Here is a 22,834-nt window from a genome sequence, read left to right as displayed (position 1 = left end):
GAACGGTCTGCGTTGTCGGGAAGATGCGTGATCTGATCCTTCAACTCAGCAAAAGTTCGATTTATTCAACAAAGCCCATGAAAAGGTTAGAGATATGGCGGTATTCCTCACCATAGGTCGCGAAGAAAAGCCGTGCTGTTAAATACGCAGATTTATCTTTGATTAATGTCATTTTTAACCTAATCCTGTTTTCAGGTTGCAGGAAGCCACACCAGTGAAGGTGTTATTTGTTTTATTGTTTAGCGTTACTTATTGAATTCGATCTTGTCCGCTTTAGAGCTAATAATGCTCTGCATTTCATCCAGTTTTTGGGAGACGAGACTTAAAACCCCAATTGAGTTTGATTCTGTTGGTATATCATCCATTGCATTATAAACGGCAAGCTTACAATCGCCGATATCACAAGCCCAAGAGTTAAGTTGATTAGCTAGCGCTGTTAGCGACTCTAATTTTTGTCCCCGTTGACATTCAGCTCCAGCATGGATGCTAAGTTGCTCCACATACTCGTAAGCAGTTTGGCTGGTCTTTAGCATAGAACGAATCAGGCAGGCAATTGTGTTATCGGCTTCCGGTGAAAATTCATTTATGCGGTAAATAACCTCCAGTAACGAAGCATTCTCAGTGATTTCCGCAGCAATATCATTTAGCATTTCGATTGGATTTTTCATTATCGTTTATCCCATTCATTTTTATGGGCCTCGTTTGCATAGTTGCAGACAAACGCGAGAAGAATGTCGCTAATTTCTCTATACTCGTCATCATCAACCGCCGATAACAAACTAGCTGCTTCAACAATCAAGGACATATTCTTGAAGGCATCACAAGGATGGATGGACAACCCCTTAAATGTTTTTATCTTCTGAGACATTTTCTATCACCTCTGAGTTGATTTGATAGAATGATGATAGAGCCTGCTATTGGCCTTTGCAATAGGTATTGCTATTTAAATTGCTATTGATTTTTATGTCATTGATATCAAAAATAAAAAAATCTATTGCTGATGTGTTTGTAACAGCACGGTAGAAATAATTGTCCTTTAGACAGTGATCTACCAATACATGAGATATCGGGAGTTGGAGCATCGAAGCTTGAGAATAAAATGGACTGTGAAAGGGCGAGATACTCGCAGAGAGAAAGAGGGTAGGAGTTCCGATCAGGTAGTCGCCCGCCTGGTTGACTGGTGGTTACTATTGTGGGGGCACATAGAAAACCCGGCGCACTGGCCGGGTTAAGAATCTACTCAGCTTGTTATGCGTAAGTTTTTATTTTCATTTGCATTATTCACCCATGCTTCCTGTAGGTCTGCGGCATGCTGCCGATCACCTTTCCGAAGATGAAAATTTTGTTCATCTCTTCCTTCTCGATTGGTTCCCATGGCAGATAGGTATGGTTGTCAGAGATAACTAAGAGTTTGTCTTTCATCTTTTGTAAGCGCTTAACATGCGATGTGTCATCGTAGATGAACGCGTATATACCGTCGCCGTCGAAATGCTGAACGCTGATATCGACGAAGAGTAAGTCCCCTGGCTCTATGGTGCCAGACATGCTATCGCCTCGAACGTTGATGATGCGTATCTGCTCCTGTTTCCGGCCATTAAACATTTGACGGGCATCTTCAACTGAGTATTCCACGGAGCGCAGCACCTCCACGAATTCGCTGTTAATTATGCCCGGGCCAGCACTTACAGTAAGGTCGAGTACGTCAACTCTGAAGATGGCTGGATCTTTTTTGTTATTCATCGGTGGGGGTGGTTGTTGGTCGTCACCCCTCATTGGTCCAGTACCGTTTGATAGCCACTCCGAACGAACACCCAGGGCATTAGCTATTTCAACGATTTTAGTTGTGCCTCTAGCATTTCCAGATGTTATTCGCCATATGGTTGGTTGTGCCATATTCGCCGCTTTGGCTAACTGACCCTGGCTCATGCCCATCTCATGCATTGCGTAGTTAAGTCTGTCAGCTAGCGTCTTAAGTGTTCTCTCTTGCATATTTATAGCCTCCGCTATCACATTCTAGTCAAGCATGATAAACAAGTCTATTGCTCATTCCAATAGCAATTGCTATCATAATTTCGATAGCAACTGAACGGGATTAGCAAAAAAATGAAATCAGCAATTGAAAGAGCTATTGATGCTGCTGGAGGAGTAAATGCTCTAGCTCGCGCTATAGGTGTAAAACAACCCTCTGTCTCTCGCTGGAGAAAAGTTGGTGTTGTTGGGGTGGAACATGTGCCTGATGTTGCGGCCTTTACTGGGATTCCCGCCCATGAACTGAGACCTGACAAACCAAAATTATTCCCGCACCCGGGCAATGAGGTGTGATATGTCGCACTCAATCACTACCGAAAACCAAATTAAGCCATTGGATATCGATTATCGCGATCCGCGCGGTGTGATTGTGCATGTCACCGGCTGGAATCGGGATAAGCAGCAGGTGTATTTCACCAGGCAGAATTATCCGCATGAATGCATGCAGCCTGTCTGGAAGTTCCAACAATATTTTACGAAGGTCTCGGAGGCGCAAAATGCGTGATTACGGAAAGGTGCCGTCTGAGTTTTGGTTAGACCAGAACGGCAACAAATGGAAAGTGCCCACGATCAAAGGTCGCCTGAAAATGCGCGTACCTTGCCATCGCGCACTACGCGAATTTGTTCTTTGGCGCGACGGTTTCAAATGCCGTCATTGTGGCAGTCAAGACCGCATTAAATTGGTCGCAGATCACATTGTATCGCGACGTAATGGTGGTGCTCACCACCCAGACAACATGCAATGTTTGTGTGATTCCTGCAATGCGCGCAAGGCCTCCCTGGTAGATGCCAAATTCCAGTCAAAGTCTGATGTAAGTGGGGTTATTTGTGCTGATGGAGGGCTGATAGATGGCACGCATTAGAACAATTAAACCTGAGTTCTGGACCGATGAAAAGATTGTCGAGTGCTCATTTGAGGCGCGCCTGATGTTTATAGGCATGTTCAATTTTGCCGACGACAAAGGCAATCTGGTGCGCTCCCCGAAGCGTATCAAAATGCAGATTTTCCCTGCCGACATGATCGACTGCGAGCCGTTAATTAAAGAACTTAGCCAGGCTGGGTTAATCAGTGAGTATTCAGTGAGTGGTGTTGAATATATTCACATTGATGGTTTTTCTAAACACCAGAAAATTAACCGACCATCCGCAACAACAATACCTACTCCTGAAGACGTTGCTGATAACTCACGGAAACCAGCACCGAATTACATGTATGGCTCAGTGAGTGATGTTGATAAACAAACACATGATTCACATACAAGTAATGGAGCTAGCACTGAGGACTCAGTGAGTGCTCACGAAGAACTCACTGACGGAAAGGAAGGGAAAGGAAGGGAAGAGGAAAGGAATAAAACTAATTTGTCCGATTCGAATCGGACCGATGGCGATAAATCTGATGAGTCTAAAGGTAAACCTGCACAGGAAAAGCCTGATTCAGAATCAGATGATGCTGAAGGCCAAGATCCAGTCGATGTCGCTTTCGAAAATATTTTTTGGGGGGCAGGTCTGAGAAAGGATGCCAAGGTCAAGGCTAAGTCAGCGTTCAGGACCAAATATCGCGACTGGAAAAAAGCGAACCGAGGTACGCCTGAGAACTTCGCCGTTATGCTGGCTGAAGATATCAGCCTCCGGGTGAAAACACAGCAAATGGGGTTCGACAAACTCCTGCCAGCGTCATACCTGAACGGAGAGCGCTGGAACGATGAAAAACCAAATGGAGCTCCTCAGATATCCGCAAGCGCAAACGCCATCGGTGGGACAGGGGCTTCCTGGTTCGCAAAACCAAGTGACGGTTCGGCTGAGGTATTTATCAGCCAGGCAGCCATTGACCGCATGAAGCGCGGAGCTAACCGCCCATGAAAAGAATCCTCAAACGTCTACTGGTTGCTGGCTATAACCGCGGCTTTTTGCGTGAGGAATTCGTGACTATGTGCTTTATAAAATTCGATTTACGGAGTGTGTGATGACCCCTGCTGAGTTATCTGAAAAATTGTGGGACAACGCCGAAAGAGTTGCGAAATACCTGCTTCCACGAGGACACCTCGAGGGCAAGGAGTGGTGCGCTGGTAATACCAATGGTGATGCCGGTAAGAGCCTGAAAATTAATCTCGGTGGTAAGAAGACTTGGGCAGATTTTGCAAGCGGCGACAGCGGAGACCTGCTTGATCTTTGGGTGCTGGTGCGTAACTGCCAGCTGCACGACGCTATGCGGGAAGCGAAAGAGTTCCTTGGGCTGAAGGACGACGATAACCACTTCGAGGCGAAGAAAAAAACCTTCTCACGGCCAACCAAAAAAGGCGTTAAAAAGGCGAGCCATTGCTACGACTACCTCTCTTACCGTGGCATCACCCGAGAGACAGCTGATCAATTCCGTGTTTCGGACGCAGTCGTCTGGTACCACGATGAAAACCGCGAAATTCCGGCAGTGGCGTTTCCGTATCTTCGCAACGGTGAGCTGTTGCAGGTAAAGCGAATCGGCACTGAACGACCAAATGGCAAAAAGTTGATCATGGCTGAAGCTGATTGCGAGCCATGTCTGTTTGGCTGGCAGGCTATGGACGCGAAAGCTCGCGCTGTTGTGCTTTGCGAAGGAGAGATTGACTGTATGACCTACTCGCAATTCGGTATCAGTGCTCTATCGGTACCGTTCGGCGGTGGAAAAGGGGCCAAACAGCAATGGATCGAATACGAGTATCACAACCTCGACCGATTCGAAGAAATTTGGTTAAGCCTCGATAACGATGATGTAGGGCGCGAAGCCGCAAAAGAAATTGCTCGTCGTCTAGGGGAGCATCGTTGCCGCCTGGTAGAGCTGCCGCACAAAGATATCAATGAATGCCTGACCTCCGGGATGAGCGAGGATGAAATCTGGCACTACTTGGGGACCGCTAAATTCTTTGACCCTGATGAACTCTGCTCTGCGGGTGATCTCCTTCAGGAAACACTGGATGCGTTCGAGCATCGAGACGTTGGATTATTTTCCAGCCCGTGGGATTCGCTGAACAGTAATTTCAAATTCCGCGCCGGAGAGCTGACGCTGGTTAACGGAGTAAACGGCCACGGAAAAACCGAGCTGGTGGGACATATCGCCGTCAATGCCATGAGCCAGGGAGTCCGGGTATGCATTGCCTCGCTGGAGCTTAAGCCTGGGAAAATGTTGGCTCGTCTTACCCGGCAAACCATTTGTAGAAAAAACCCAGAACGTACTGAAATCATCATGACTAACGAGTGGTTTTCTGATCGTCTTTGGGTGTTCAAACTCACCGGAACAGCCAAGGCCGATCGACTGTTGGAAATATTTGCCTATGCCAGACGCCGCTATGGAATCGATCTTTTCGTTATCGACAACTTGGCAAAATGTGGACTCGATGAGGAGGACTACGGTGGACAAAAAGAATTTATCGATACCCTCTGCGACTTTAAAAACGAGCACAACTGCCATGTTCTGCTGGTAACGCATGCCAGAAAAACAAACGAAGCTGCACCAACAGGGAAAATGGATGTTAAAGGCACTGGCGCTTTAACTGACATGCCCGACAACGTTATGGCCGTCTGGCGTAATATCCCGCGCGAACTGGCGCAGCGCAAAGCTGAAAGAATGGGGTATGAGAGCCTTGATAAGGACGAACAGACTGCTATCCAAATGCCCGCTTCGATGATCCGCCTGTTGAAACAACGTGAAGGGGAAGGCTGGATCGGAGACATAGGGGCTAACTTTGATTCCCGATCACACCAGTTTATCGAGGGTGATAAAGGGCCCTTCAATTACTTGGCCGGCAAAGAGCAAAGTGAACTTGATATTGAGTGGGAAGCCACTAACGCAACGAGGTATTAAAATGGATCGCCTAATTAGAGAAATGTCGTATCTCTTTACCAAGCAGCGTTTTATGGAGCTTCAGGAAACGGCAAAAGACATCGCAATCGGTCATAGTGATTTTCCTGAGTGTTTCGGTCTTATTGCTGACGCCATCGCTGAATTTGTTGAAGACACTCCTGATGATGAGTGGCGAGAGCACGAAAAAATCCTTATGCACTACGTTGCTATGCGTGTTCTGACGCTGTGGGGTAACGGCGATAAAGTGACTGATGTCCAGTGGGCGCACCCTGGCTGGTTTGGCACTGCTGAAAAGGGGGAAACCATTCAATGAAGTTGGAAACATCACTCAAACATTTCAGCCCTCAGGGAATGCACATCAGCGACGACGTGAAGGGAACCTCTCCGGAGCGTCTCACCGGTACAGATGTTATGGCGGCGATTGGGACCACCAGCAGCCGTGCGCGCTTCGGCCTGGCGGCGTTCTTCGGTAAAGCGGGAATCAGCAAAACGGATGAACAGCTCGCAGTTCAGGCGCTGGCGCGATATGCGATGGATGTCGCACCGAAGAATGTTCGCAAAGCAGCTGGTGGGCAGTTCGGATGGTGTATGCAGATGCTGGCACAATTTGCCTTTGCTGATTACTCCCGTTCGGCGGCTACCAGCGTGACATGTCATAGTTGCAGCGGTACCGGGTTTATCTCCGGGAATGAGGATGTGGTTAAACATCCTGGTATTTTCGACGCCGACGGTGCCGAAGTGGTGGCTCCGAAGATTAAAAATGAGCTGGTGAATAGGGTTTGCGGAACATGCGGAGGAAAGAAAGTGATCCTTGCCCGGTGCAGGTGTGGAGGTAAAGGCGAAGTGTTGGACCGCAAAGCGACTAAAGACCGCGGCGCACCGGTTTTCAAAACGTGTGAACGTTGCTCTGGTAATGGCTTCTCTGCTATCTCCTCGGCGACGGTACACCGAGCCATTCTGAAGCGTCTCCCGGACCTCCATCAGTCCTCATGGTCACGTAACTGGAAACCATTCTATGAAATGCTGGTGGACACTTTGCGTCAGGGGGAGCGTCATGCAGCAGTAGAATTTGAGAAGGCGACAACTTATTAATATGATCGGAGCAAATAGCGACACTTTTTTGCACGTTAGTGTTGACTTTGCATAAGGTTGTCTTGTAAGCTTCTGATTATGGAGTATAACGCCTGTAGATAATTAACCTCGAAAAGCCCGCCACGTTGCGGGTTTTTTTGTACCCGCATTTCCCGCGCACCGCCCGCGCATTCAATACGTCGAACCAATCCATTTGAAATGAGCCTTTGAGGAAGTCAGTTAGCGCTGGCGAGCCTCGACGGGCTGGTTTCCTGTGCGGCAAAGGTTCATTTCAAAGTAAGGCATACGCATATCATGAGCATCACGCAAGAACGGCTGAAAGAGGTTCTGAAGTACGACCCTTTGACTGGTTTATTTGTTTGGATCAAGCGAACAAACTCTCGGTCTACGCCAGGCAATATAGCCGGGAACGCAGATACGTACGGCTATATCCAGATAATGATCGATAAGAAATTAATCTTCGCTCATCGGTTGGCTTTTTTATACATGGATGGTGCGCTGCCGCCAGCTGATAAGTGTGTCGATCATATCAATGGCAATCCCAAAGATAACCGATGGGACAACTTACGTATCGTTACCCAGTTTGTTAATCAGCAGAACAGGCATAAGGCCAGAAAAGGTGCGAAATCTGGGCTAATTGGAGCAAACTGGTGCAAGGATCGTGGCCTGTGGCGTTCTGCGATTAGCGTCAACGGGAAACGCAAAGATCTCGGTAGTTTCCAAACTGCGGAGTTGGCTCACGAGGCTTACATGAAAGCTAAAGCTGAAATGTGTCGTTAACGCCTACACGAATAAAATAAATTAAGCCCTGCCTGTATTAGTGGGGCTATTTATTTTCTACACAACGGAAATCGCTTTGAGTATGTGACGACATCCCGGTGAGACCAGGCACACTTCCCTGGCGCGGCAAAGCGATACCCATTGTGATGAAGCTCAGCGGCGAGCTAGGGAATAGTTTTGCGGTGAATATTCTGGATAAGTAGCCACAAGGCGCGCGTAACCCAATCGGCAGCGCACCGATGGAAGCTGGTTCGACTCCAGCCTTCACAATCATTACTACGGGCTACCTTCGGGTGGCCTTTTTTGTTTCCCCTCCTTCTGAGAGAACTCACGGCAATGAAGTATTGACCGGCGGAATGATTTCGGCGTAATTTGTTTGTGTGGTGAATCCTTTCTAAGCGAAAGGGCGTTCCAGTCAACTGCTATCTGCAGGTATGCGCGCGGCTTTGCTGACTGGGGTAGAGTCACCGGGAGGCACCCGGCACCATGACAACAACAATACAAGTTTCAAATTCCTTGAGAGCCTGCCATAAAACGCAGGCCTTTTTTTATGGTTTTGCAAACTGCTGCTACGCTTTGAGTTGTGGGAAGTAACTGAATGCCCGGTGGTTCTCCTGGACCGATAGTGAATCAGCCGATACAGCTTCACCTCTGAGCATAAGTCTTACTCACACCTACCTTACAAATAGTCAACTCATTAGCCCGCCATCAACAGCGGGCTTTTATTATTTCCCCTCAAACTTACTGAGAGGATTCATAGCAATTACAGAGGGGGCGTAATGTCCGATCCATTAACCGGCACTGGTGCAGTTCTCGGCGGAGGCCTGCTGGGTTCAGTCCTGTATGGTGTCTTTACTCATACAGATTTCGGCGTGGTGTTTGGAGCGTTTGGTGGTGCGGTGTTTTACGTCGCGACAGCTGCAAACCTTACGCGTGCTCGCCTGGCTGCATATTTCCTTACATCATTCATTGTTGGAGTGCTTGGCGCCGGGTTTGTTGGTTCATGGCTAAATGCTGCCTCGAGTTATGAAAAACCACTGGATGCACTCGGTGCAGTGATTTTGTCTGCACTGTGTATAAAAATCCTAACTTTTCTTAATAACCAGGACCTGAACACCCTGTTCGGTTTTTTCTCACGGTTACGCGGAGGAGGGGGAAATGGTAATTGACCCATCAGCTGTCTTTAACGCGTTTATCTGCTCGGTGATCGTCGTCGTTCTGATGTTCTACCAGCGCCATGGTGCCCGGCACCGTCCTTTCATCTCAATCCTGGCGTATATAACCATCCTGGTTTACGCAGTAATCCCGTGGCAATTCATCTTCGGTCTCTATCGTGACTCCAGTTGGCTGGTGGTGGTGGCAAACCTCCTGATATGCGCAGCTGTTATGAAGGTCCGGGGAAATCTGGCGCGTCTGGTTGATCTACTGAGGCACTAATGAACCAAATACTATTTCAAAAGGCGGCAGGTATAAGCGCCGGTCTAGCCGTGCGCTGGTTTCACTATATCGATGCTGCAATGAAGGAATTCGGCATAACCGCGCCGCTCGATCAGGCCATGTTTATAGCGCAGATGGGCCATGAGTCCGGCGGTTTCACCCGGCTGGTGGAAAATCTGAATTATGCGGCAGAAAACCTGGTACCTACGTTCGGCAAGCATCGCATTACTGCACAGCAGGCCGCTGCACTCGGCAGAACGGCAACGCAACCGGCAAATCAGAAAGCGATAGCCAATCTGGTTTATGGCGGTGAGTGGGGCAAAAAGAACCTGGGCAACCAGGTTGCTGGTGATGGCTGGAAATATCGCGGCCGAGGCCTTAAGCAAATCACCGGGCTTAGCAACTATCGCAACTGCGGCCAGGCTCTCAAACTGGATCTGGTTTCGTATCCCGAACTACTGGAACGAGATGAATACGCTGCGCGCTCCGCCGCATGGTTCTACGTCTCGCACGGATGCCTGCTCCATTCAGGCGATGTGGAGCGCGTCACGCTGCTTATCAATGGCGGCCGTAACGGTCTGGATAAACGCCGTGCGCTGTTTAACCTAGCAAAATCAGTGCTGTTGTGAGGTCACAATGGGGTTTGAAACTTTAATTGGTATTGCTGCAGCTGTCATTGCCGCCATCGCTGGCGCTTTCGGCCTGGGCCATATTCGCGGCACAAGCAAGGCTGAAGCGAAAGCAGATCAGCAGCGCACCGAAGATAACGCAGCGGCAATGGTCGCAGCAGCAGAACGCCGGGTAGAGACAACGAAAGAGGCCAGTAATGTGCAAGAAGCTGTTAAGCGTATGTCTGATGACGATGTTGATCGCGAGCTGCGCGAAAAATTCACCCGCCTCGGTGGTGGTTGATACAGGCTGCCTGTGGTCGCGAATTATCTACCTGACAGACCACGATATCGACGTGCTGGATAAGCAGACGAAGCGCGACATCCTGGCGCATAACAAAGCGTGGCAGGCGAACTGCCAAAAACCAAAAGAAGTGAGGCCCAAGTGATCGCAACCATCGGAACAATTCTTGTTTGGGCTCTAATCGTTGTTGCGGCAGCCGCTGGGCTGTTTTTCGCATTCATCGGCTTTATGTTTTTTATCAGCTGGCCTAAATGAATTCTCCAATATATCAGGAGGTATTATGGATAAAAAAGAGGCCAGCAATGTGGCCCCTTCGACGTTAGACAAATCCATTCAGCGTAGTGCTGAAGCAGCCATATCTAACTATCAGTCGCTGCTGAAGCAATATCAAACGCGGCCTGACGAACAACTTCATTAATCTGTACAGTCTCTTCTGGCTGCATTTTCTCGATTACAGCAAAGGTTTTCTCTAAGTTTGCCCTGAAATCCTTCGCCTGTTGCGCATCCAGCGTAGCGAGCAGGCTACGCACAACGACTTCCAATGCGCTATTTCTCACGCCAGTATCATGAACAGTGAATGGTGCAGTTTCCATGTGTAATCCCTCTTGTTAAGGAGTGGGAAGAATATCATTGTGCCTCGCAATAGCGGGGCTTTTTTCTAACTGAGGAATGAGCATGACAGTAGTTCTGACCACTAAACAGATTGAAGACCTGGCTACCTTCGCAAAAGAAGACGGTGCGCCTCAATACACCATCACCACCGGGACAATCCCGGAATTCGAAGCAGATGATGGTGAAATTATTCCTGAATATTCTGGTCTGATCGCGTATTCAGATTCACTTGAGCGTGGCGTGTTACAACTCGACGATTAAGTGGCCATTACAAAGCTCACCTGCTGGTGGGCTTGATAATGGTTATCCCCACAAGCGGATAAGGCAGCCATTATCCCCTGCAAGGTATAAAACGGCCTCGCACCCGCGGGGTTTTTTAATGCGCATCGCACGCGCACATCCTACTCAGAACCTTTCAGGATGACCCTTGAGGAACCGGCTGGCGTCGGAGCCTTCTGAGGGCTGGATCTCCTGTGCGACAAGGTTCATCACTAAAAGGTAACTCCGATGAGCGGACTTGTTAGAAATGCAGGAAAAACCTGTTCCGTTAATTCATGTGAACGGCCAGCGCATTGCAAAGGCATGTGCCAGATGCATTATCTGCGACTCTATAAAACTGGCTCCCTCGAAGCAAAATCACCACTCGATAGATTGAGCAGCAAGTATATGGTTGATGATTCAACCGGATGCTGGAACTGGCTTGCATATATAAATCCAGACGGATATGGAATGTTTAAACACAAAGGGATGATGACCCTGGCTCACAAAGCCAGTTATGAGCTATTGGTCAAGAATGTTCCTGATGGCTTTGAACTTGATCACCTCTGCCATAACCGAAAGTGTGTTAATCCAAAACACCTCAGGGTGGTTACACACACAGTAAACGTCTGGAACCGAATAAAGCCGGTGAGTTCCACTGGGGTAATGGGCGTATCTATCAGGGAAAGCGGAAAGTACAGGGCAACACTTACGCGAAACGGCGATGTCATTTTTCGAAAGGAATTTGGGACATTATCCGAAGCAACGGCTGCGGTTGAAAAAGCACGATACGAATTTGAGGGGAAATAATGGACGTCATTGTTGATGGGGTTCCTTATGTCCGCGCCGATAGCGTTTCTCACAATAAAATTGGGATCGCGATAACTACGTATAACAGACCGCAGGTACTTGCAAATTCACTTGAGCAACATCGTAAACATTTACCTGCCGGCGCTGTGGTATTCGTCATTGATGACGGGTCCAACCCTCCAGCAAAAGTGCCGGATTGGTGCAAGTTAATCCGGCACGATAAGTCACTTGGGATTGTCGCATCTAAAAATGCCAGCCTTGAATGCCTTATGGACTCAGGATGCGAACATTTATTTTTGTGGGATGACGATGCGTATGCCATCGCCGATAACTGGCATCTTCCCTACATCGAATCACCCGAGCCGCACCTGGCTTACCAGTTTCTCGATCTGGCAGGGACGAATAAGCTGAAGGATATGGCGGTCCTGTACCGGGATGATAAGCACATCGCTTACACCGGGCAGCGTGGCGTGATGCTGTACTACCACCGCAGCGCTATCGAGAAGGTGGGCGGATTCGATCCTGTTTATGGTCGCGGTATGTACGAGCACAGCGACCTCGCCCTACGGATTCATAACGCTGGCCTCACGACGTGGACTTACGCTGATGTCGTGGGTTCAGAAAAGCTGATTTATTCTCTCGATGAGCATGAGGCCGTGGAGCGTTCGGTACCGAAACCAGACCGGCAGGCGCTGGTGGAACGTAACGTTAAAATCCACAACGAACGGCGTGATGCCGGGTTTACCGGTTACGTGGAGTATCGGCGGCAGCGCGACGTGGTTATAACTACGTTACTGACCAGCCAGCCTGACCCTCAGCGCGGCACGAAAATGACGGCCTCGCCTGACATGCTGACCCGGTGGGCGGCCTCGCTTCGGAATTGTGGACGTATTGCGCTGGTGGATGAATTACTGACGGCCCCGGCAGATGTTGAGCTGTATCTCGTACCTGACGTGAAGATGAATGTCTACTTTCGTCGCTGGCTGCACATCTGGCAGCACCTGCGAGATCACCCGGAATACCGGTTCGTCTGGTGTACTGATGGTACCGATGTCGAAATGCTTCACGCGCCTTGGGAAGAAATGGAGCCCGGAAAGGTGTATGTCGGTTCTGAACCGAAGACCTACGCCGACACCTGGGCGAAACAGAATCATCCTGAGCGTATCTATCAGGAATTCATTGAAGCGCACCGCGGCGATGTGATGCTTAACGCTGGCCTGCTTGGTGGTACTCGCGCTGATGTAATGGCGTTCGCTCACGGCATCATTCGTCTTTACTACCGGATAGAGAGTTATCGCTTCTGGAAGAAAGAACAGGCTGGCGCCGCGGTGGGGGATATGATCGCTTTCTGCATTGTCGCGCAGTCATTTGGCGATCGAGTTGTCACCGGCCCGCGCATCCACACAGTGTTTAAGTCTGATGGTATCGGTAAGGAGTTTGCTTGGTGGAAGCACAAATAAGTGACCAGAAATTAATGAACGATATAAGTCAGCAACAAGGTTTTGATCTGGCAAAACTGAAAAAGATAAATTGTTTTAGTTTTAGCCAGCCAAAACCCAAGCTGATTATCCATCCTAATCATGTTCAGGAAGAGTCTGAGAGTGACGTGAGTGAAAAATAACGTTTCTCATGACTTGTCTGGCGGCCTGTAGATCTAAGTTGTCAACTGCAACCTTAATATGTTCATTGATGTTCATCATTGCGTTGCAATAGCCAGGGCGGGTTGGTATTGAAGTTTTAACTTCGATACCATTTGAAACCAGTGAACCTATAGCTTCTAGCACATTCTCATGAGTGAGGTTATTCATGTTTTCAGAACGCAATGGCTGAAATACAAAACCTGTTTCGTCTTGTTTGATTAGTATTTTTGAACGGTCTGGGCGCATGTCATCACGAAGGAAAGGCATCACCCGCCAGCCGCAATACCATGTCCGACAAACATCAGGCCTTTGATCATAGATACTGCAGCCTGTTTGGTTAGATAGGTAAGGGCAGCGTACATCTGCTTTCTTTGTTAACGCTGGGTTTTCAATCCGCAAGTTTATGCAGCAAACATTGCACTCATTGCACTGCCGATCTGCAACTAAGTAATCACTTAACGACATCTTGGCCTCATTAGTGTGATAGGAAAGTCTCAAGCTTTGTTTGCCCATACTTTATAGATGGGTAATGTTCATTCATATCCTGACAAATGATCAGTAGCCGCCATCGTGCGGCTTTTTTATTGGAGATTTGCTGGTGGCTGAAGACATAAAGTTTGTGGTGGTCGGCCATCACACCCGCTTAAGTAATGCACAACGTCTTGCTGCGCTGCTGGATGCCCATCTGCTTATTGATGACGGTAACCAAGGTGCGAACTGGAATCATCGCCGCGCGCTTGAGTGGGCAGCAGAACAAACCTGCCGGGTAGTGGTGCTGGAAGACGACGCGATACCGGTACCCGGATTCATCGAAAAGGTAACCGACTGGTTAGCGCGCTGCCCGGATGACCTTCTGAGTTTTTACCTCGGAACTGGTCGGCCTCCTCAGTATCAGAAAGAGATTGCCGGAATGCTGGTGGAATCAGACAGAGTAAACGCTGATTACCTTGTTCTTAGCAAACTGATTCACGGCGTATGTTATAGCCCTCCTCAGGGCAGGCTGGCGCGCATGCTTAACGCATGGAATAAAACGCTGGCAGCTGATTACGCCGTCGGTGAGGCATTCGGTGGCCGGGTGATTTATCCGTGTTACTCGCTGGTGGATCACGCTGACCTCCCGACGGTTGAGCGTCACCCTGACAACGAACCGAGGACGGAACGCCGCCGCGCATGGAGACTGGCATGAACAAAGAGCCCCGCGTATATGGCAGCCGATGGGATAAGGCCCGTCTGCGTTTCCTGCAGCAGCACCCACTATGTGTGATGTGCGAGCAGCAGGGGCGCATAACCCCAGCAACGGTGGTTGACCATATCGAGCCCCACAAACTTAAAGATGCGCTTAAGTCAGGTAACCCTCTGGCCATATCGAAAGCACAGCACCTGTTCTGGAGTAAAGAGAACTGGCAGCCACTGTGCAAAGCGCATCATGACTCAACGAAACAGAGAATGGAGAAGAGCGGCGCGGTAATAGGCTGTGATGCCAACGGCTACCCGCTCGATCCTGCGTCTCACTGGAGCACGTAATGAAAGACCTCATCATTGAATACCGAGACGGTAAGTTTGTTCAGCTGGCGATTGATGGCGTGGAGATGAAGCACGTAACGTCTATCCAGTTCTCCCACACCGTAGGCGAGAACGTACCGACACTGACCGTCTCAGGGCATGTGTGGTCCGAGTACGGGAAAGGCGATCAGAAACTCGAACAGGTTGATAAACAGACGTCCTGGAATGATGAAGTGAAGCGGATAATGAATGAGTGAAATCATTTCATATGCAATGAAATCAAATGAGAACGAATCGCATCAGGGCAGGGGGGGGATCAAATCTTCAAAACCTTTGCCCCAAATGACCGCCGCCAAAGTTTGATTTTAACGCTAACCCGATTTTTTTAGTTTTAAGGTGTTGACATATGGCAGATAAACGAACCCGTTCCGACAGTTCGGCGGCAGCGGTTCAGGCCATGAAAAATGCAGCAGTGGACACCATCGATCCTCCGTCCCATGCAGGTTTGGAAAAAAAAGCCGAACCATTCTGGCATGACAATATCAGATCGAAAGCTCTGGACAGCTGGACGCCAGCCGACCTTCTGGCCGCCGTAGAACTGGCAAATAACCAGCTCTATCTCACCGTTTTACGCAGAGATTTGCGTAAAGAAGAACGCGCGCGCGGTGAAGCGAGAAATGAGGCACTGATTAAAAATCTCCGCAAACAAATTCCTGATTTGCAGCGAACTATCCTGGCTCAGCGCCGTGACCTGCAGATCCATTCCCACGCAACCAACGGTGAAAGCCGCGACCAGAAGAAACGCAATCAGAATGATCGTGATGCACGAAACACGAAAAACGAGCATCAGGACCAGGACGACAACCTGATCGCCTTTCCCAAGCACGGATAAAAGACTATGACGCGAGGTGAGCGTGTAATAGCGTTCATTGAGCGCTATTGCATCGTGCCGGAAGGCAAGCTTCTGGGTAAGCCTATGAGGCTTGATCCCTTCCAGAAAGAATTCATCCTGGCGGTTTACGACAATCCAGTCGGAACCGATAAAGCGATACTGAGCATCGCGCGCAAAAACGGAAAGACAGGGCTGATAGCCGGTATCCTGTTGGCGCATCTGGTGGGGCCAGAGGCGGTACAGAATACCCAGATCGTAAGCGGCGCGCTTAGTCGCGAGCAGGCATCCATCGTTTTCAACCTCGCGGTGAAGATGGTGAACCTGAACCCGGACCTGCAGGTGTTAGTGCATATAATTCCCAGTGGCAAAAAGCTAATAGGGTTGCCGTGTAATGTCGAATACAAGGCGCTATCTGCTGAGGGTAAAACCACACACGGCCTTTCCCCGATTCTGGCGATTCTGGACGAAACCGGACAGGTAAGGGGGCCGCAGGATGATTTTATCGACGCGATTACTACAGCCCAGGGTGCGCATGAGAATCCGCTTCTTATCGTTATCAGCACCCAGGCGGCGAACGATGCCGACCTGTTGAGCATCTGGATTGATGATGCGGTCAAATCGAAAGACCCACACATTGTCTGCCACGTTTACGAAGCGCCAAAAGACGCTGATATCAGTAAGCGAGAATCCTGGCTTGCTGCGAACCCGGCGCTGGGAACGTTCAGATCTGAAAAAGACATGGCGCGCCAGGCTGAAATGGCAGGCCGAATGCCAAGCTTTGAGAACACTTTCCGCAACCTCAACCTTAATCAGAGAGTGTCGACCGTATCGCCGTTTATCTCCCGCAGCGTGTGGGAGTTGTGCGGTGGAGTACCGGTTAACACACCGAGGAAATGGTATGCCGGGCTGGATCTGTCGGCCAGGAACGACTTAACGGCGCTGGTTATCGCTGGTGAGGCTGATGATGGTGTCTGGGATATCTTTCCCTTCTTCTGGACCCCACAAAAGACATTGGAAGCACGGTCCAAAACAGACCGCGCGCCCTATGACGTATGGGCAAGGGAGGGGCTTTTGCGTACCACGCCCGGTGCGTCCGTCGATTACTCATTCGTGGTCGCCGACATCGCCGAAATCATCGGTGATTTTGACCTCACTTCGATGGCCTTCGACCGATGGCGCATTGACCAGTTCAGGAAAGAGGCTGACGACATCGGCCTGAGCCTTCCGCTGGTCGAGTTCGGCCAGGGCTTTAAGGATATGGGCCCGGCTGTAGACACCCTTGAGTCACTGATGCTTAACGGGCGGGTGAGGCATGGCATGCACCCGGTGTTAACCATGTGTGCCTGGAACGCGGTGATCGTAAAAGATGCTGCTGGCAACCGTAAGCTGGATAAATCCAAAGCAACGGGCCGTATTGATGGCATGGTCGCAATGACAATGTCCGTTGGTGCTGCTAATGGGGAAGTTACCGAACAGGGTGGTGACTTCGACGACTTCATTTTCCGACCGCTGAGCATGTGATGGAAGAACCTAAATACACGATTGACCTGCGAACCAATAACGGCTGGTGGGCAAGGCTGCAGTCCTGGTTTGTCGGCGGGCGTTTAGTCACCCCAAATCAGGGCTCACAAACGGGCCCCGTTTCGGCCCACGGACACCTGGGCGATTCATCCATTAACGATGAACGGATACTGCAAATTTCGACGGTGTGGCGCTGCGTGAGCCTGATTTCAACGCTCACGGCATGCTTACCGCTTGATGTCTTCGAAACCGACCAGAATGACAACCGTAAAAAAGTGGGTTTGAGCAATCCGCTGGCGCGACTGCTGCGCTACTCACCGAATCAGTACATGACCGCCCAGGAATTCAGGGAGGCCATGACGATGCAGCTCTGTTTCTACGGTAACGCGTATGCACTGGTGGACCGCAACAGCGCGGGTGACGTGATAAGCCTTCTCCCGCTTCAGTCTGCCAATATGGATGTGAAACTCGTGGGAAAAAAAGTGGTTTATCGCTATCAACGCGACAGCGAATACGCCGACTTTTCGCATAGAGAGATTTTTCACCTTAAAGGCTTCGGATTCACCGGGCTGGTCGGCCTGTCACCCATTGCTTTTGCCTGTAAATCGGCAGGTGTGGCAGTTGCGATGGAGGACCAGCAGCGAGATTTCTTTGCCAACGGCGCCAAGTCTCCGCAAATCCTCTCAACCGGCGAAAAAGTGCTAACTGAACAGCAGCGCTCGCAGGTCGAAGAGAACTTCAAAGAGATCGCCGGCGGTCCGGTTAAAAAACGCCTCTGGATTCTGGAAGCGGGCTTTTCCACATCGGCAATTGGCGTAACGCCGCAGGATGCCGAAATGATGGCGTCCCGAAAATTTCAGGTAAGTGAACTGGCGCGATTCTTTGGCGTACCGCCTCACCTTGTCGGCGACGTCGAGAAATCAACAAGCTGGGGATCGGGCATCGAGCAGCAGAATCTCGGCTTCCTGCAGTACACCCTGCAGCCCTATATCTCCCGGTGGGAAAACAGCATTCAGCGGTGGCTTATTCCTGCTAAGGATGTTGGCCGCATTCATGCTGAGCACAACCTCGACGGCCTGCTGAGGGGCGATTCGGCATCCCGCGCTGCCTTTATGAAGGCAATGGGAGAGGCAGGGCTACGCACCATCAACGAGATGCGACGAACGGACAACCTCCCGCCATTGCCGGGTGGCGATGTGGCAATGCGCCAGTCGCAATACGTGCCGATCACCGATTTAGGAACCAACAAAGAGCCCCGTAATCACGGGGCTTAATTTTTATGGGGGCCGTAATGCCTGAGATCGTAAAAACGCTGTCCTTCGACGAGACAGAAATCAAATTCACCGGTGACGGTAAACAGGGGATTTTTGAAGGCTACGCCTCTGTTTTTAATAACACCGATTCCGATGGCGACATCATTCTGCCCGGGGCGTTTAAAAACGCACTGGCGAACCAGACCCGCAAAGTGGCGATGTTTTTCAACCACAAGACGTGGGAGCTGCCGGTTGGTAAATGGGACAGCCTGGCCGAAGACGAAAAAGGCCTGTATGTGCGCGGTCAACTTACCCCAGGGCACAGCGGCGCCGCCGACCTGAAAGCGGCAATGCAGCACGGTACGGTTGAAGGTATGTCGGTTGGCTTTTCCGTTGCGAAAGACGATTACACCATCATTCCAACAGGCCGCATTTTTAAGAATATCCAGGCTCTGCGTGAAATTAGCGTCTGCACTTTCCCCGCCAACGAACAGGCTGGCATCGCAGCCATGAAGAGTGTCGATGGCATTGAAACGATTCGTGATGTGGAGAACTGGCTGAGGGATTCAGTCGGGCTCACCAAATCACAGGCAGTTGGGTTAATAGCCCGGTTTAAGTCAGCGATTCGGAGCGAGTCCGAGGGCGACGGAAACGAAGCACAAATCAACGCTCTGCTTCAGAGCATTAAATCTTTCCCTTCCAATTTAGGTAATTAATTATGTCTGAACTCGCTCTCATTCAAAAAGCAATCGAAGAATCCCAGCAGAAAATGACCCAGCTGTTCGATGCGCAGAAAGCTGAAATCGAAAGCACGGGCCAGGTTTCCAAACAGCTGCAGTCCGACCTGGCAAAAGTACAGGAAGAACTGTCCAAATCCGGTACACGCCTCTTCGATCTGGAACAGAAACTGGCTTCCGGTGCTGAAAATCCGGGTGAGAAGAAATCCTTCTCTGAACGTGCTGCTGAAGAGCTCATCAAGTCATGGGACGGTAAACAGGGCACCTTCGACGCGAAGACGTTTAACAAGTCTCTCGGCAGTGACGCTGATTCTGCTGGCTCACTGATCCAGCCGATGCAGATCCCTGGCATCATCATGCCGGGCCTGCGCCGTCTGACTATTCGTGACCTGCTGGCTCAGGGCCGAATTTCCAGCAACGCTCTCGAATACGTGCGTGAAGAGGTGTTTACCAATAACGCCGACGTAGTGGCAGAGAAGGCGCTTAAGCCAGAGTCGGATATCACCTTCAGCAAACAGACCGCGAACGTAAAGACCATCGCGCACTGGGTGCAGGCATCACGTCAGGTGATGGACGATGCGCCAATGCTGCAGTCCTACGTTAACAACCGCCTCATGTACGGTCTGGCACTGAAGGAAGAAGGTCAGCTGCTGAACGGCGACGGCACCGGGGATAACCTGGAAGGTCTGAACAAAGTGGCAACCGCCTACGACACCTCGCTGAATGCCACTGGCGACACCCGCGCTGACATTATCGCTCACGCTATTTACCAGGTGACAGAGTCTGAGTTTAGCGCTTCCGGTATCGTCCTGAACCCGCGCGACTGGCACAACATCGCGCTGCTGAAAGACAACGAAGGCCGCTATATCTTCGGTGGTCCTCAGGCGTTTACCAGCAACATCATGTGGGGCCTGCCAGTGGTTCCTACTAAGGCGCAGGCCGCAGGCACCTTTACGGTGGGCGGATTTGATATGGCCTCACAGGTGTGGGATCGCATGGATGCCACCGTGGAAGTCAGCCGTGAAGACCGCGATAACTTCGTGAAAAACATGCTGACCATCCTCTGTGAAGAGCGCCTGGCGCTGGCGCACTATCGCCCGACGGCAATCATCAAGGGCAGTTTCTCTTCTGGCTCATGATGGAGGGGGCGGGGAGACCCGCCCTTTTAACGTATGGCGATAGATGTTCTGGATGTAATTGGCCTCCGCCTGTTTAAGCAGCAGATTGAATTTGAGGAAGACGACAGGGACGAGCTGATTACCCTGTACGCTCAGGCAGCTTTTGACTACTGCATACGCTGGTGCGATGAACCAGCATGGAAAGTTGCAGCTGATATTCCTGCAGCCGTTAAGGGCGCCGTTCTCCTTGTCTTTGCTGACATGTTTGAACACCGCACCGCGCAAAGCGAAATACAGCTATATGAGAACGCTGCAGCAGAACGCATGATGTTCATCCATCGCAACTGGCGCGGTAAATCTGAACCTGAGGAGGGCTCCTGATGGAACCTGGACGATTCAGGCACCGGGTAAAAATTCTCACCTTCACGACTTCGCGCGATCCATCTGGTCAGCCGGTTGAATCGTGGACAGGTGGCAACCCGGTCCCGGCTGAGGTAAAGGGGATCAGCGGCAGAGAGCAGCTTTCAGGCGGCGCGGAAACGGCGCAGGCAACGATTCGCGTCTGGATGCGCTTCAGGTCAGAGCTGAATGCCTCTTCTCGTCTGGAAGTGCTCAGCGGCCCGTATAAAGGTCAGGTGCTAAATATCATCGGTCCTCCTGTAGCAAATGCGACTGGCACTCGCCTGGAAATTCTTTGCAAAACGGGAGCTGAAAAATGATTGAAACGAGCCTCGACTTTTCTGGTTTAAATGACATCGCAAAAGACCTTGAGGCGCTCAGCCGCGCTGAGAATAACAGGGTTCTGCGTGATGCCACGCGCGCCGGCGCCGAAGTGCTTAAGGAAGAAGTGATCGCCCGTGCACCGGTGCGCACCGGGAAACTGAAAAAAAACGTGGTGGTGGTGACCCAAAAAAGCCGCCGCCGCGGGGAAATTTCTTCCGGTGTCCACATTCGTGGTGTTAACCCGCGCACCGGAAACAGCGATAACACGATGAAGGCGAATAACCCGAGAAACGCCTTTTACTGGCGCTTTGTAGAGCTGGGCACTGCGAACATGCCTGCACATCCGTTTGTGCGACCCGCTTACGATACGCGCGAGGAAGAGGCCGCCAGCGTCGCCATTGCCAGGATGAATCAGGCTATTGATGAGGTATTGAGCAAGTGAATGAAGATAATATCTACGCCTTGCTTTCTCCCCTGGCAGAGGGGCGGGTATACCCCTATGTTGCGCCATTAGGTAGTGACGGGAAACCGTCTGTCTCTCCACCCTGGATTATCTTTTCCATCGTCGATGATGTTTCCGCTGACGTGCTGTGTGGCCAGGCAGAGAGCAGGGTTTCCGTTCAGGTCGATGTGTATTCCACAACGATCACTGAATCACGATCCCTGAGAGATTTGGTGCTCGCTTCGCTTGAGCCGTTAACCCCTACAGAGGTGGTAAAAATCCCCGGGTACGAGCCAGATTATCGGCTCTACCGTGCCACCCTGGATTTTAAAGTTACCCCCTGACAATTAATTCACCCACGAACCCGCCTGATGGCGGGTTTTCTTTTTCCAGGAGACAGCTATGTCTGCACTTTATGAAAAATCGCAGCTGACGAAGATCCTTATTTCCTCCCTGCCAGCCACCAAAGAAACGATGGATTCCGCAACCTTCCTCGATCTGAGTTGCACCATCAAAGAAATTCAGTTCACCGGTGGTCAGAAGCAGGATATCGACGTAACAACACTTTGCTCTACCGAGCAGGAGAACATCAACGGCCTGCCTTCTCCGTCAGAAATCTCTCTGTCCGGCAACTTCTACAAGAATCCGGCGCAGGACGCCTTGCGTGATGCGTATGACAACGATACGACCTACGCTTTCCAGGTCATTTTCCCGTCCGGCAAGGGCTTTAAGTTCCTGGCTGAAATCCGCCAGCACACCTGGTCTTCCGGTACCAACGGCGTAGTGGCGGCAACGTTCTCCCTGCGCCTGAAAGGTAAGCCTGAAAACATCGAGTCTGGCTCCTGAGAGGTCGCATGAAGAATATTAAAAATCTCGCCCTGGCTAAGATGTCGGGTTTTCGTCATAAGACGGTCGCCGTTCCTGAGTGGGAAGGCGTCAAAGTGGTTCTTCGTGAGCCGTCTGGTGAAGCCTGGCTGCGCTGGCAGGAAGTGGTGAAAGCGGGTGCTGATGATGAAAATGTGTCGGTATCGGAAAAGGCACACCGTAATCTTTGCGCTGACGTGGTGCTCTTCATTGACGTTCTGTGTGACACCAATAAGCAACCGGTATTCAGCGTAGACGAAGAAGAGCAGGTGCGTGAAATCTACGGTCCCGTCCATTCACGCCTGCTCAAACAGGCGCTTGACCTGATCAACAACGCGGACGAAGCGCGGGAAAAGTCTCAACCCCCGGCGTAAAGT

At 50.5% G+C, this 22,834-nt stretch carries 34 protein-coding genes and 1 pseudogene; 30 read left to right on the top strand and 5 right to left on the bottom strand.

All coding sequences use genetic code 11. The annotated features are described in order from the left end of the window. Window positions 1–245: 245 nt before the first annotated feature. The 3 genes from V6E55_RS16060 to V6E55_RS16050 all read right to left on the bottom strand — a co-directional run bounded on the left by V6E55_RS16060 (window position 246) and on the right by V6E55_RS16050 (window position 1,989). On the bottom strand, window positions 246–668 hold the full coding sequence (locus tag V6E55_RS16060) for a hypothetical protein (RefSeq protein ID WP_316943351.1): 423 nt from the start codon (window positions 666–668) through the stop codon (window positions 246–248). Continuing rightward, window positions 668–868 (bottom strand): hypothetical protein, encoded by a 201-nt coding sequence (locus V6E55_RS16055; protein WP_017384395.1) that lies wholly within the window; start codon window positions 866–868, stop codon window positions 668–670. Before V6E55_RS16055 ends, V6E55_RS16060 begins: the two co-directional genes overlap by 1 nt. A 413-nt stretch (window positions 869–1,281) precedes the next feature. Beyond that, complete coding sequence (locus V6E55_RS16050) at window positions 1,282–1,989, bottom strand: XRE family transcriptional regulator (RefSeq protein WP_023337033.1); 708 nt, start codon at window positions 1,987–1,989, stop codon at window positions 1,282–1,284. A gap of 114 nt (window positions 1,990–2,103) precedes the next feature. On the opposite strand from V6E55_RS16050, the gene V6E55_RS16045 reads away from it, so the two are divergent. From V6E55_RS16045 to V6E55_RS15990, 13 genes are all read left to right on the top strand, one after another. Beyond that, a complete protein-coding gene (locus tag V6E55_RS16045; protein ID WP_032645228.1) occupies window positions 2,104–2,322 on the top strand; it encodes a transcriptional regulator in 219 nt (72 codons plus the stop codon). A 1-nt stretch (window position 2,323) separates the two neighbouring features. Beyond that, window positions 2,324–2,533 carry a DUF4222 domain-containing protein gene (locus V6E55_RS16040; RefSeq protein ID WP_023306765.1) on the top strand — a complete coding sequence of 70 codons (210 nt, stop codon included), beginning with the start codon at window positions 2,324–2,326 and terminating at the stop codon, window positions 2,531–2,533. Next, on the top strand, window positions 2,463–2,891 hold the full coding sequence (locus V6E55_RS25865) for an HNH endonuclease (protein ID WP_078310739.1): 429 nt from the start codon (window positions 2,463–2,465) through the stop codon (window positions 2,889–2,891). Before V6E55_RS16040 ends, V6E55_RS25865 begins: the two co-directional genes overlap by 71 nt. Then, window positions 2,878–3,888 (top strand): hypothetical protein, encoded by a 1,011-nt coding sequence (locus V6E55_RS16035; RefSeq protein ID WP_316943350.1) that lies wholly within the window; start codon window positions 2,878–2,880, stop codon window positions 3,886–3,888. The genes V6E55_RS25865 and V6E55_RS16035 overlap by 14 nt, the downstream gene beginning before the upstream one ends. A 103-nt stretch (window positions 3,889–3,991) precedes the next feature. Next, complete coding sequence (locus V6E55_RS16030; RefSeq protein WP_316943349.1) at window positions 3,992–5,863, top strand: AAA family ATPase; 1,872 nt, start codon at window positions 3,992–3,994, stop codon at window positions 5,861–5,863. A gap of 1 nt (window position 5,864) precedes the next feature. Next, a complete protein-coding gene (locus tag V6E55_RS16025; RefSeq protein ID WP_001325077.1) occupies window positions 5,865–6,176 on the top strand; it encodes a hypothetical protein in 312 nt (103 codons plus the stop codon). Continuing rightward, window positions 6,173–6,955: an antitermination protein gene (locus V6E55_RS16020; RefSeq protein ID WP_316943348.1), complete on the top strand. Its 783-nt coding sequence runs from the start codon at window positions 6,173–6,175 to the stop codon at window positions 6,953–6,955. The genes V6E55_RS16025 and V6E55_RS16020 overlap by 4 nt, the downstream gene beginning before the upstream one ends. Window positions 6,956–7,249: 294 nt before the next feature. Continuing rightward, window positions 7,250–7,735 carry an HNH endonuclease gene (locus V6E55_RS16015; protein ID WP_023150205.1) on the top strand — a complete coding sequence of 162 codons (486 nt, stop codon included), beginning with the start codon at window positions 7,250–7,252 and terminating at the stop codon, window positions 7,733–7,735. A 779-nt stretch (window positions 7,736–8,514) separates the two neighbouring features. Beyond that, a complete protein-coding gene (locus V6E55_RS16010) occupies window positions 8,515–8,904 on the top strand; it encodes a phage holin family protein (protein ID WP_023150206.1) in 390 nt (129 codons plus the stop codon). Beyond that, window positions 8,894–9,172: a phage holin family protein gene (locus tag V6E55_RS16005; RefSeq protein ID WP_016042194.1), complete on the top strand. Its 279-nt coding sequence runs from the start codon at window positions 8,894–8,896 to the stop codon at window positions 9,170–9,172. The genes V6E55_RS16010 and V6E55_RS16005 overlap by 11 nt, the downstream gene beginning before the upstream one ends. After that, on the top strand, window positions 9,172–9,801 hold the full coding sequence (locus tag V6E55_RS16000; RefSeq protein ID WP_062676570.1) for a glycoside hydrolase family 19 protein: 630 nt from the start codon (window positions 9,172–9,174) through the stop codon (window positions 9,799–9,801). The genes V6E55_RS16005 and V6E55_RS16000 overlap by 1 nt, the downstream gene beginning before the upstream one ends. Before the next feature lie 7 nt (window positions 9,802–9,808). After that, window positions 9,809–10,084, top strand: a complete 276-nt coding sequence (locus tag V6E55_RS15995; RefSeq protein ID WP_316943346.1) for a hypothetical protein — start codon at window positions 9,809–9,811, stop codon at window positions 10,082–10,084. Continuing rightward, complete coding sequence (locus V6E55_RS15990; protein ID WP_316943355.1) at window positions 10,035–10,229, top strand: hypothetical protein; 195 nt, start codon at window positions 10,035–10,037, stop codon at window positions 10,227–10,229. The genes V6E55_RS15995 and V6E55_RS15990 overlap by 50 nt, the downstream gene beginning before the upstream one ends. Before the next feature lie 214 nt (window positions 10,230–10,443). On the opposite strand, the gene V6E55_RS15985 is transcribed toward V6E55_RS15990, so the two are convergent. Continuing rightward, window positions 10,444–10,677 (bottom strand): hypothetical protein, encoded by a 234-nt coding sequence (locus V6E55_RS15985; RefSeq protein ID WP_063855691.1) that lies wholly within the window; start codon window positions 10,675–10,677, stop codon window positions 10,444–10,446. Between the two features lie 82 nt (window positions 10,678–10,759). On the opposite strand from V6E55_RS15985, the gene V6E55_RS15980 reads away from it, so the two are divergent. From V6E55_RS15980 to V6E55_RS15970, 3 genes are all read left to right on the top strand, one after another. After that, window positions 10,760–10,957, top strand: a complete 198-nt coding sequence (locus V6E55_RS15980; protein ID WP_316943344.1) for a hypothetical protein — start codon at window positions 10,760–10,762, stop codon at window positions 10,955–10,957. Window positions 10,958–11,203: 246 nt separating this feature from the next. Beyond that, window positions 11,204–11,764, top strand: a complete 561-nt coding sequence (locus V6E55_RS15975) for an HNH endonuclease signature motif containing protein (protein ID WP_148748575.1) — start codon at window positions 11,204–11,206, stop codon at window positions 11,762–11,764. Beyond that, window positions 11,764–13,224 carry a glycosyltransferase family 2 protein gene (locus V6E55_RS15970; RefSeq protein ID WP_316943342.1) on the top strand — a complete coding sequence of 487 codons (1,461 nt, stop codon included), beginning with the start codon at window positions 11,764–11,766 and terminating at the stop codon, window positions 13,222–13,224. The genes V6E55_RS15975 and V6E55_RS15970 overlap by 1 nt, the downstream gene beginning before the upstream one ends. Window positions 13,225–13,338: 114 nt before the next feature. Here the strand turns inward: V6E55_RS15970 and V6E55_RS15965 are convergent, their stop codons facing one another. After that, window positions 13,339–13,869: a YkgJ family cysteine cluster protein gene (locus V6E55_RS15965; protein WP_126525340.1), complete on the bottom strand. Its 531-nt coding sequence runs from the start codon at window positions 13,867–13,869 to the stop codon at window positions 13,339–13,341. Window positions 13,870–14,002: 133 nt separating this feature from the next. Here V6E55_RS15965 and V6E55_RS15960 point away from each other — a divergent pair, with 133 nt between their 5' ends. From V6E55_RS15960 to V6E55_RS15895, 14 genes and pseudogenes are all read left to right on the top strand, one after another. Next, complete coding sequence (locus tag V6E55_RS15960) at window positions 14,003–14,590, top strand: hypothetical protein (protein WP_410493460.1); 588 nt, start codon at window positions 14,003–14,005, stop codon at window positions 14,588–14,590. Next, window positions 14,587–14,928, top strand: coding sequence for an HNH endonuclease signature motif containing protein (locus V6E55_RS15955; protein WP_042863315.1), 342 nt, complete (start codon window positions 14,587–14,589; stop codon window positions 14,926–14,928). The genes V6E55_RS15960 and V6E55_RS15955 overlap by 4 nt, the downstream gene beginning before the upstream one ends. Further along, entirely contained in the window at window positions 14,928–15,164 is a 237-nt protein-coding gene (locus tag V6E55_RS15950) for a hypothetical protein (protein ID WP_022648757.1), read from the top strand. The genes V6E55_RS15955 and V6E55_RS15950 overlap by 1 nt, the downstream gene beginning before the upstream one ends. A gap of 149 nt (window positions 15,165–15,313) precedes the next feature. Then, on the top strand, window positions 15,314–15,799 hold the full coding sequence (locus V6E55_RS15945; RefSeq protein ID WP_316943341.1) for a terminase: 486 nt from the start codon (window positions 15,314–15,316) through the stop codon (window positions 15,797–15,799). 6 nt (window positions 15,800–15,805) lie between these two features. Beyond that, window positions 15,806–17,320, top strand: a complete 1,515-nt coding sequence (locus V6E55_RS15940) for a terminase large subunit (RefSeq protein ID WP_000196671.1) — start codon at window positions 15,806–15,808, stop codon at window positions 17,318–17,320. Beyond that, a complete protein-coding gene (locus tag V6E55_RS15935) occupies window positions 17,320–18,594 on the top strand; it encodes a phage portal protein (RefSeq protein WP_316943340.1) in 1,275 nt (424 codons plus the stop codon). Before V6E55_RS15940 ends, V6E55_RS15935 begins: the two co-directional genes overlap by 1 nt. A gap of 17 nt (window positions 18,595–18,611) precedes the next feature. Continuing rightward, window positions 18,612–19,289 carry an HK97 family phage prohead protease gene (locus V6E55_RS15930; RefSeq protein ID WP_016063561.1) on the top strand — a complete coding sequence of 226 codons (678 nt, stop codon included), beginning with the start codon at window positions 18,612–18,614 and terminating at the stop codon, window positions 19,287–19,289. A 2-nt stretch (window positions 19,290–19,291) separates the two neighbouring features. After that, window positions 19,292–20,449: a phage major capsid protein gene (locus tag V6E55_RS15925; RefSeq protein WP_248200541.1), complete on the top strand. Its 1,158-nt coding sequence runs from the start codon at window positions 19,292–19,294 to the stop codon at window positions 20,447–20,449. Between the two features lie 33 nt (window positions 20,450–20,482). After that, a complete protein-coding gene (locus tag V6E55_RS15920; RefSeq protein WP_080396471.1) occupies window positions 20,483–20,809 on the top strand; it encodes a head-tail connector protein in 327 nt (108 codons plus the stop codon). Then, window positions 20,809–21,147: a phage head closure protein gene (locus V6E55_RS15915; RefSeq protein WP_016042205.1), complete on the top strand. Its 339-nt coding sequence runs from the start codon at window positions 20,809–20,811 to the stop codon at window positions 21,145–21,147. Before V6E55_RS15920 ends, V6E55_RS15915 begins: the two co-directional genes overlap by 1 nt. Next, window positions 21,144–21,593: an HK97-gp10 family putative phage morphogenesis protein gene (locus tag V6E55_RS15910; protein ID WP_163373930.1), complete on the top strand. Its 450-nt coding sequence runs from the start codon at window positions 21,144–21,146 to the stop codon at window positions 21,591–21,593. The genes V6E55_RS15915 and V6E55_RS15910 overlap by 4 nt, the downstream gene beginning before the upstream one ends. Beyond that, on the top strand, window positions 21,590–21,937 hold the full coding sequence (gp17, locus tag V6E55_RS15905) for a tail completion protein gp17 (protein WP_045347753.1): 348 nt from the start codon (window positions 21,590–21,592) through the stop codon (window positions 21,935–21,937). Before V6E55_RS15910 ends, gp17 begins: the two co-directional genes overlap by 4 nt. Before the next feature lie 58 nt (window positions 21,938–21,995). Further along, window positions 21,996–22,415: pseudogene (locus V6E55_RS15900) on the top strand (phage tail tube protein); the annotation flags it as partial. A gap of 32 nt (window positions 22,416–22,447) precedes the next feature. Further along, a complete protein-coding gene (locus V6E55_RS15895) occupies window positions 22,448–22,831 on the top strand; it encodes a phage tail assembly chaperone (protein WP_059444879.1) in 384 nt (127 codons plus the stop codon). Window positions 22,832–22,834 lie beyond the last annotated feature (3 nt).

This window comes from Enterobacter sp. 342 (assembly GCF_036663495.1).
In the GTDB taxonomy this organism is placed as follows: domain Bacteria; phylum Pseudomonadota; class Gammaproteobacteria; order Enterobacterales; family Enterobacteriaceae; genus Enterobacter.
This window is presented reverse-complemented; position numbering and strand designations above follow the sequence as displayed.

Coding starts and splice junctions, on each gene's coding strand:
- V6E55_RS16060 (WP_316943351.1), bottom strand. CDS start 668: ATGAAAAATCCAATCGAAATGCTAAATGATATTGCTGCGGAAATCACT.
- V6E55_RS16055 (WP_017384395.1), bottom strand. CDS start 868: ATGTCTCAGAAGATAAAAACATTTAAGGGGTTGTCCATCCATCCTTGT.
- V6E55_RS16050 (WP_023337033.1), bottom strand. CDS start 1,989: ATGCAAGAGAGAACACTTAAGACGCTAGCTGACAGACTTAACTACGCA.
- V6E55_RS16045 (WP_032645228.1), top strand. CDS start 2,104: ATGAAATCAGCAATTGAAAGAGCTATTGATGCTGCTGGAGGAGTAAAT.
- V6E55_RS16040 (WP_023306765.1), top strand. CDS start 2,324: ATGTCGCACTCAATCACTACCGAAAACCAAATTAAGCCATTGGATATC.
- V6E55_RS25865 (WP_078310739.1), top strand. CDS start 2,463: ATGAATGCATGCAGCCTGTCTGGAAGTTCCAACAATATTTTACGAAGG.
- V6E55_RS16035 (WP_316943350.1), top strand. CDS start 2,878: ATGGCACGCATTAGAACAATTAAACCTGAGTTCTGGACCGATGAAAAG.
- V6E55_RS16030 (WP_316943349.1), top strand. CDS start 3,992: ATGACCCCTGCTGAGTTATCTGAAAAATTGTGGGACAACGCCGAAAGA.
- V6E55_RS16025 (WP_001325077.1), top strand. CDS start 5,865: ATGGATCGCCTAATTAGAGAAATGTCGTATCTCTTTACCAAGCAGCGT.
- V6E55_RS16020 (WP_316943348.1), top strand. CDS start 6,173: ATGAAGTTGGAAACATCACTCAAACATTTCAGCCCTCAGGGAATGCAC.
- V6E55_RS16015 (WP_023150205.1), top strand. CDS start 7,250: ATGAGCATCACGCAAGAACGGCTGAAAGAGGTTCTGAAGTACGACCCT.
- V6E55_RS16010 (WP_023150206.1), top strand. CDS start 8,515: ATGTCCGATCCATTAACCGGCACTGGTGCAGTTCTCGGCGGAGGCCTG.
- V6E55_RS16005 (WP_016042194.1), top strand. CDS start 8,894: ATGGTAATTGACCCATCAGCTGTCTTTAACGCGTTTATCTGCTCGGTG.
- V6E55_RS16000 (WP_062676570.1), top strand. CDS start 9,172: ATGAACCAAATACTATTTCAAAAGGCGGCAGGTATAAGCGCCGGTCTA.
- V6E55_RS15995 (WP_316943346.1), top strand. CDS start 9,809: ATGGGGTTTGAAACTTTAATTGGTATTGCTGCAGCTGTCATTGCCGCC.
- V6E55_RS15990 (WP_316943355.1), top strand. CDS start 10,035: ATGTTGATCGCGAGCTGCGCGAAAAATTCACCCGCCTCGGTGGTGGTT.
- V6E55_RS15985 (WP_063855691.1), bottom strand. CDS start 10,677: ATGGAAACTGCACCATTCACTGTTCATGATACTGGCGTGAGAAATAGC.
- V6E55_RS15980 (WP_316943344.1), top strand. CDS start 10,760: ATGACAGTAGTTCTGACCACTAAACAGATTGAAGACCTGGCTACCTTC.
- V6E55_RS15975 (WP_148748575.1), top strand. CDS start 11,204: ATGAGCGGACTTGTTAGAAATGCAGGAAAAACCTGTTCCGTTAATTCA.
- V6E55_RS15970 (WP_316943342.1), top strand. CDS start 11,764: ATGGACGTCATTGTTGATGGGGTTCCTTATGTCCGCGCCGATAGCGTT.
- V6E55_RS15965 (WP_126525340.1), bottom strand. CDS start 13,869: ATGTCGTTAAGTGATTACTTAGTTGCAGATCGGCAGTGCAATGAGTGC.
- V6E55_RS15955 (WP_042863315.1), top strand. CDS start 14,587: ATGAACAAAGAGCCCCGCGTATATGGCAGCCGATGGGATAAGGCCCGT.
- V6E55_RS15950 (WP_022648757.1), top strand. CDS start 14,928: ATGAAAGACCTCATCATTGAATACCGAGACGGTAAGTTTGTTCAGCTG.
- V6E55_RS15945 (WP_316943341.1), top strand. CDS start 15,314: ATGGCAGATAAACGAACCCGTTCCGACAGTTCGGCGGCAGCGGTTCAG.
- V6E55_RS15940 (WP_000196671.1), top strand. CDS start 15,806: ATGACGCGAGGTGAGCGTGTAATAGCGTTCATTGAGCGCTATTGCATC.
- V6E55_RS15935 (WP_316943340.1), top strand. CDS start 17,320: ATGGAAGAACCTAAATACACGATTGACCTGCGAACCAATAACGGCTGG.
- V6E55_RS15930 (WP_016063561.1), top strand. CDS start 18,612: ATGCCTGAGATCGTAAAAACGCTGTCCTTCGACGAGACAGAAATCAAA.
- V6E55_RS15925 (WP_248200541.1), top strand. CDS start 19,292: ATGTCTGAACTCGCTCTCATTCAAAAAGCAATCGAAGAATCCCAGCAG.
- V6E55_RS15920 (WP_080396471.1), top strand. CDS start 20,483: ATGGCGATAGATGTTCTGGATGTAATTGGCCTCCGCCTGTTTAAGCAG.
- V6E55_RS15915 (WP_016042205.1), top strand. CDS start 20,809: ATGGAACCTGGACGATTCAGGCACCGGGTAAAAATTCTCACCTTCACG.
- V6E55_RS15910 (WP_163373930.1), top strand. CDS start 21,144: ATGATTGAAACGAGCCTCGACTTTTCTGGTTTAAATGACATCGCAAAA.
- V6E55_RS15895 (WP_059444879.1), top strand. CDS start 22,448: ATGAAGAATATTAAAAATCTCGCCCTGGCTAAGATGTCGGGTTTTCGT.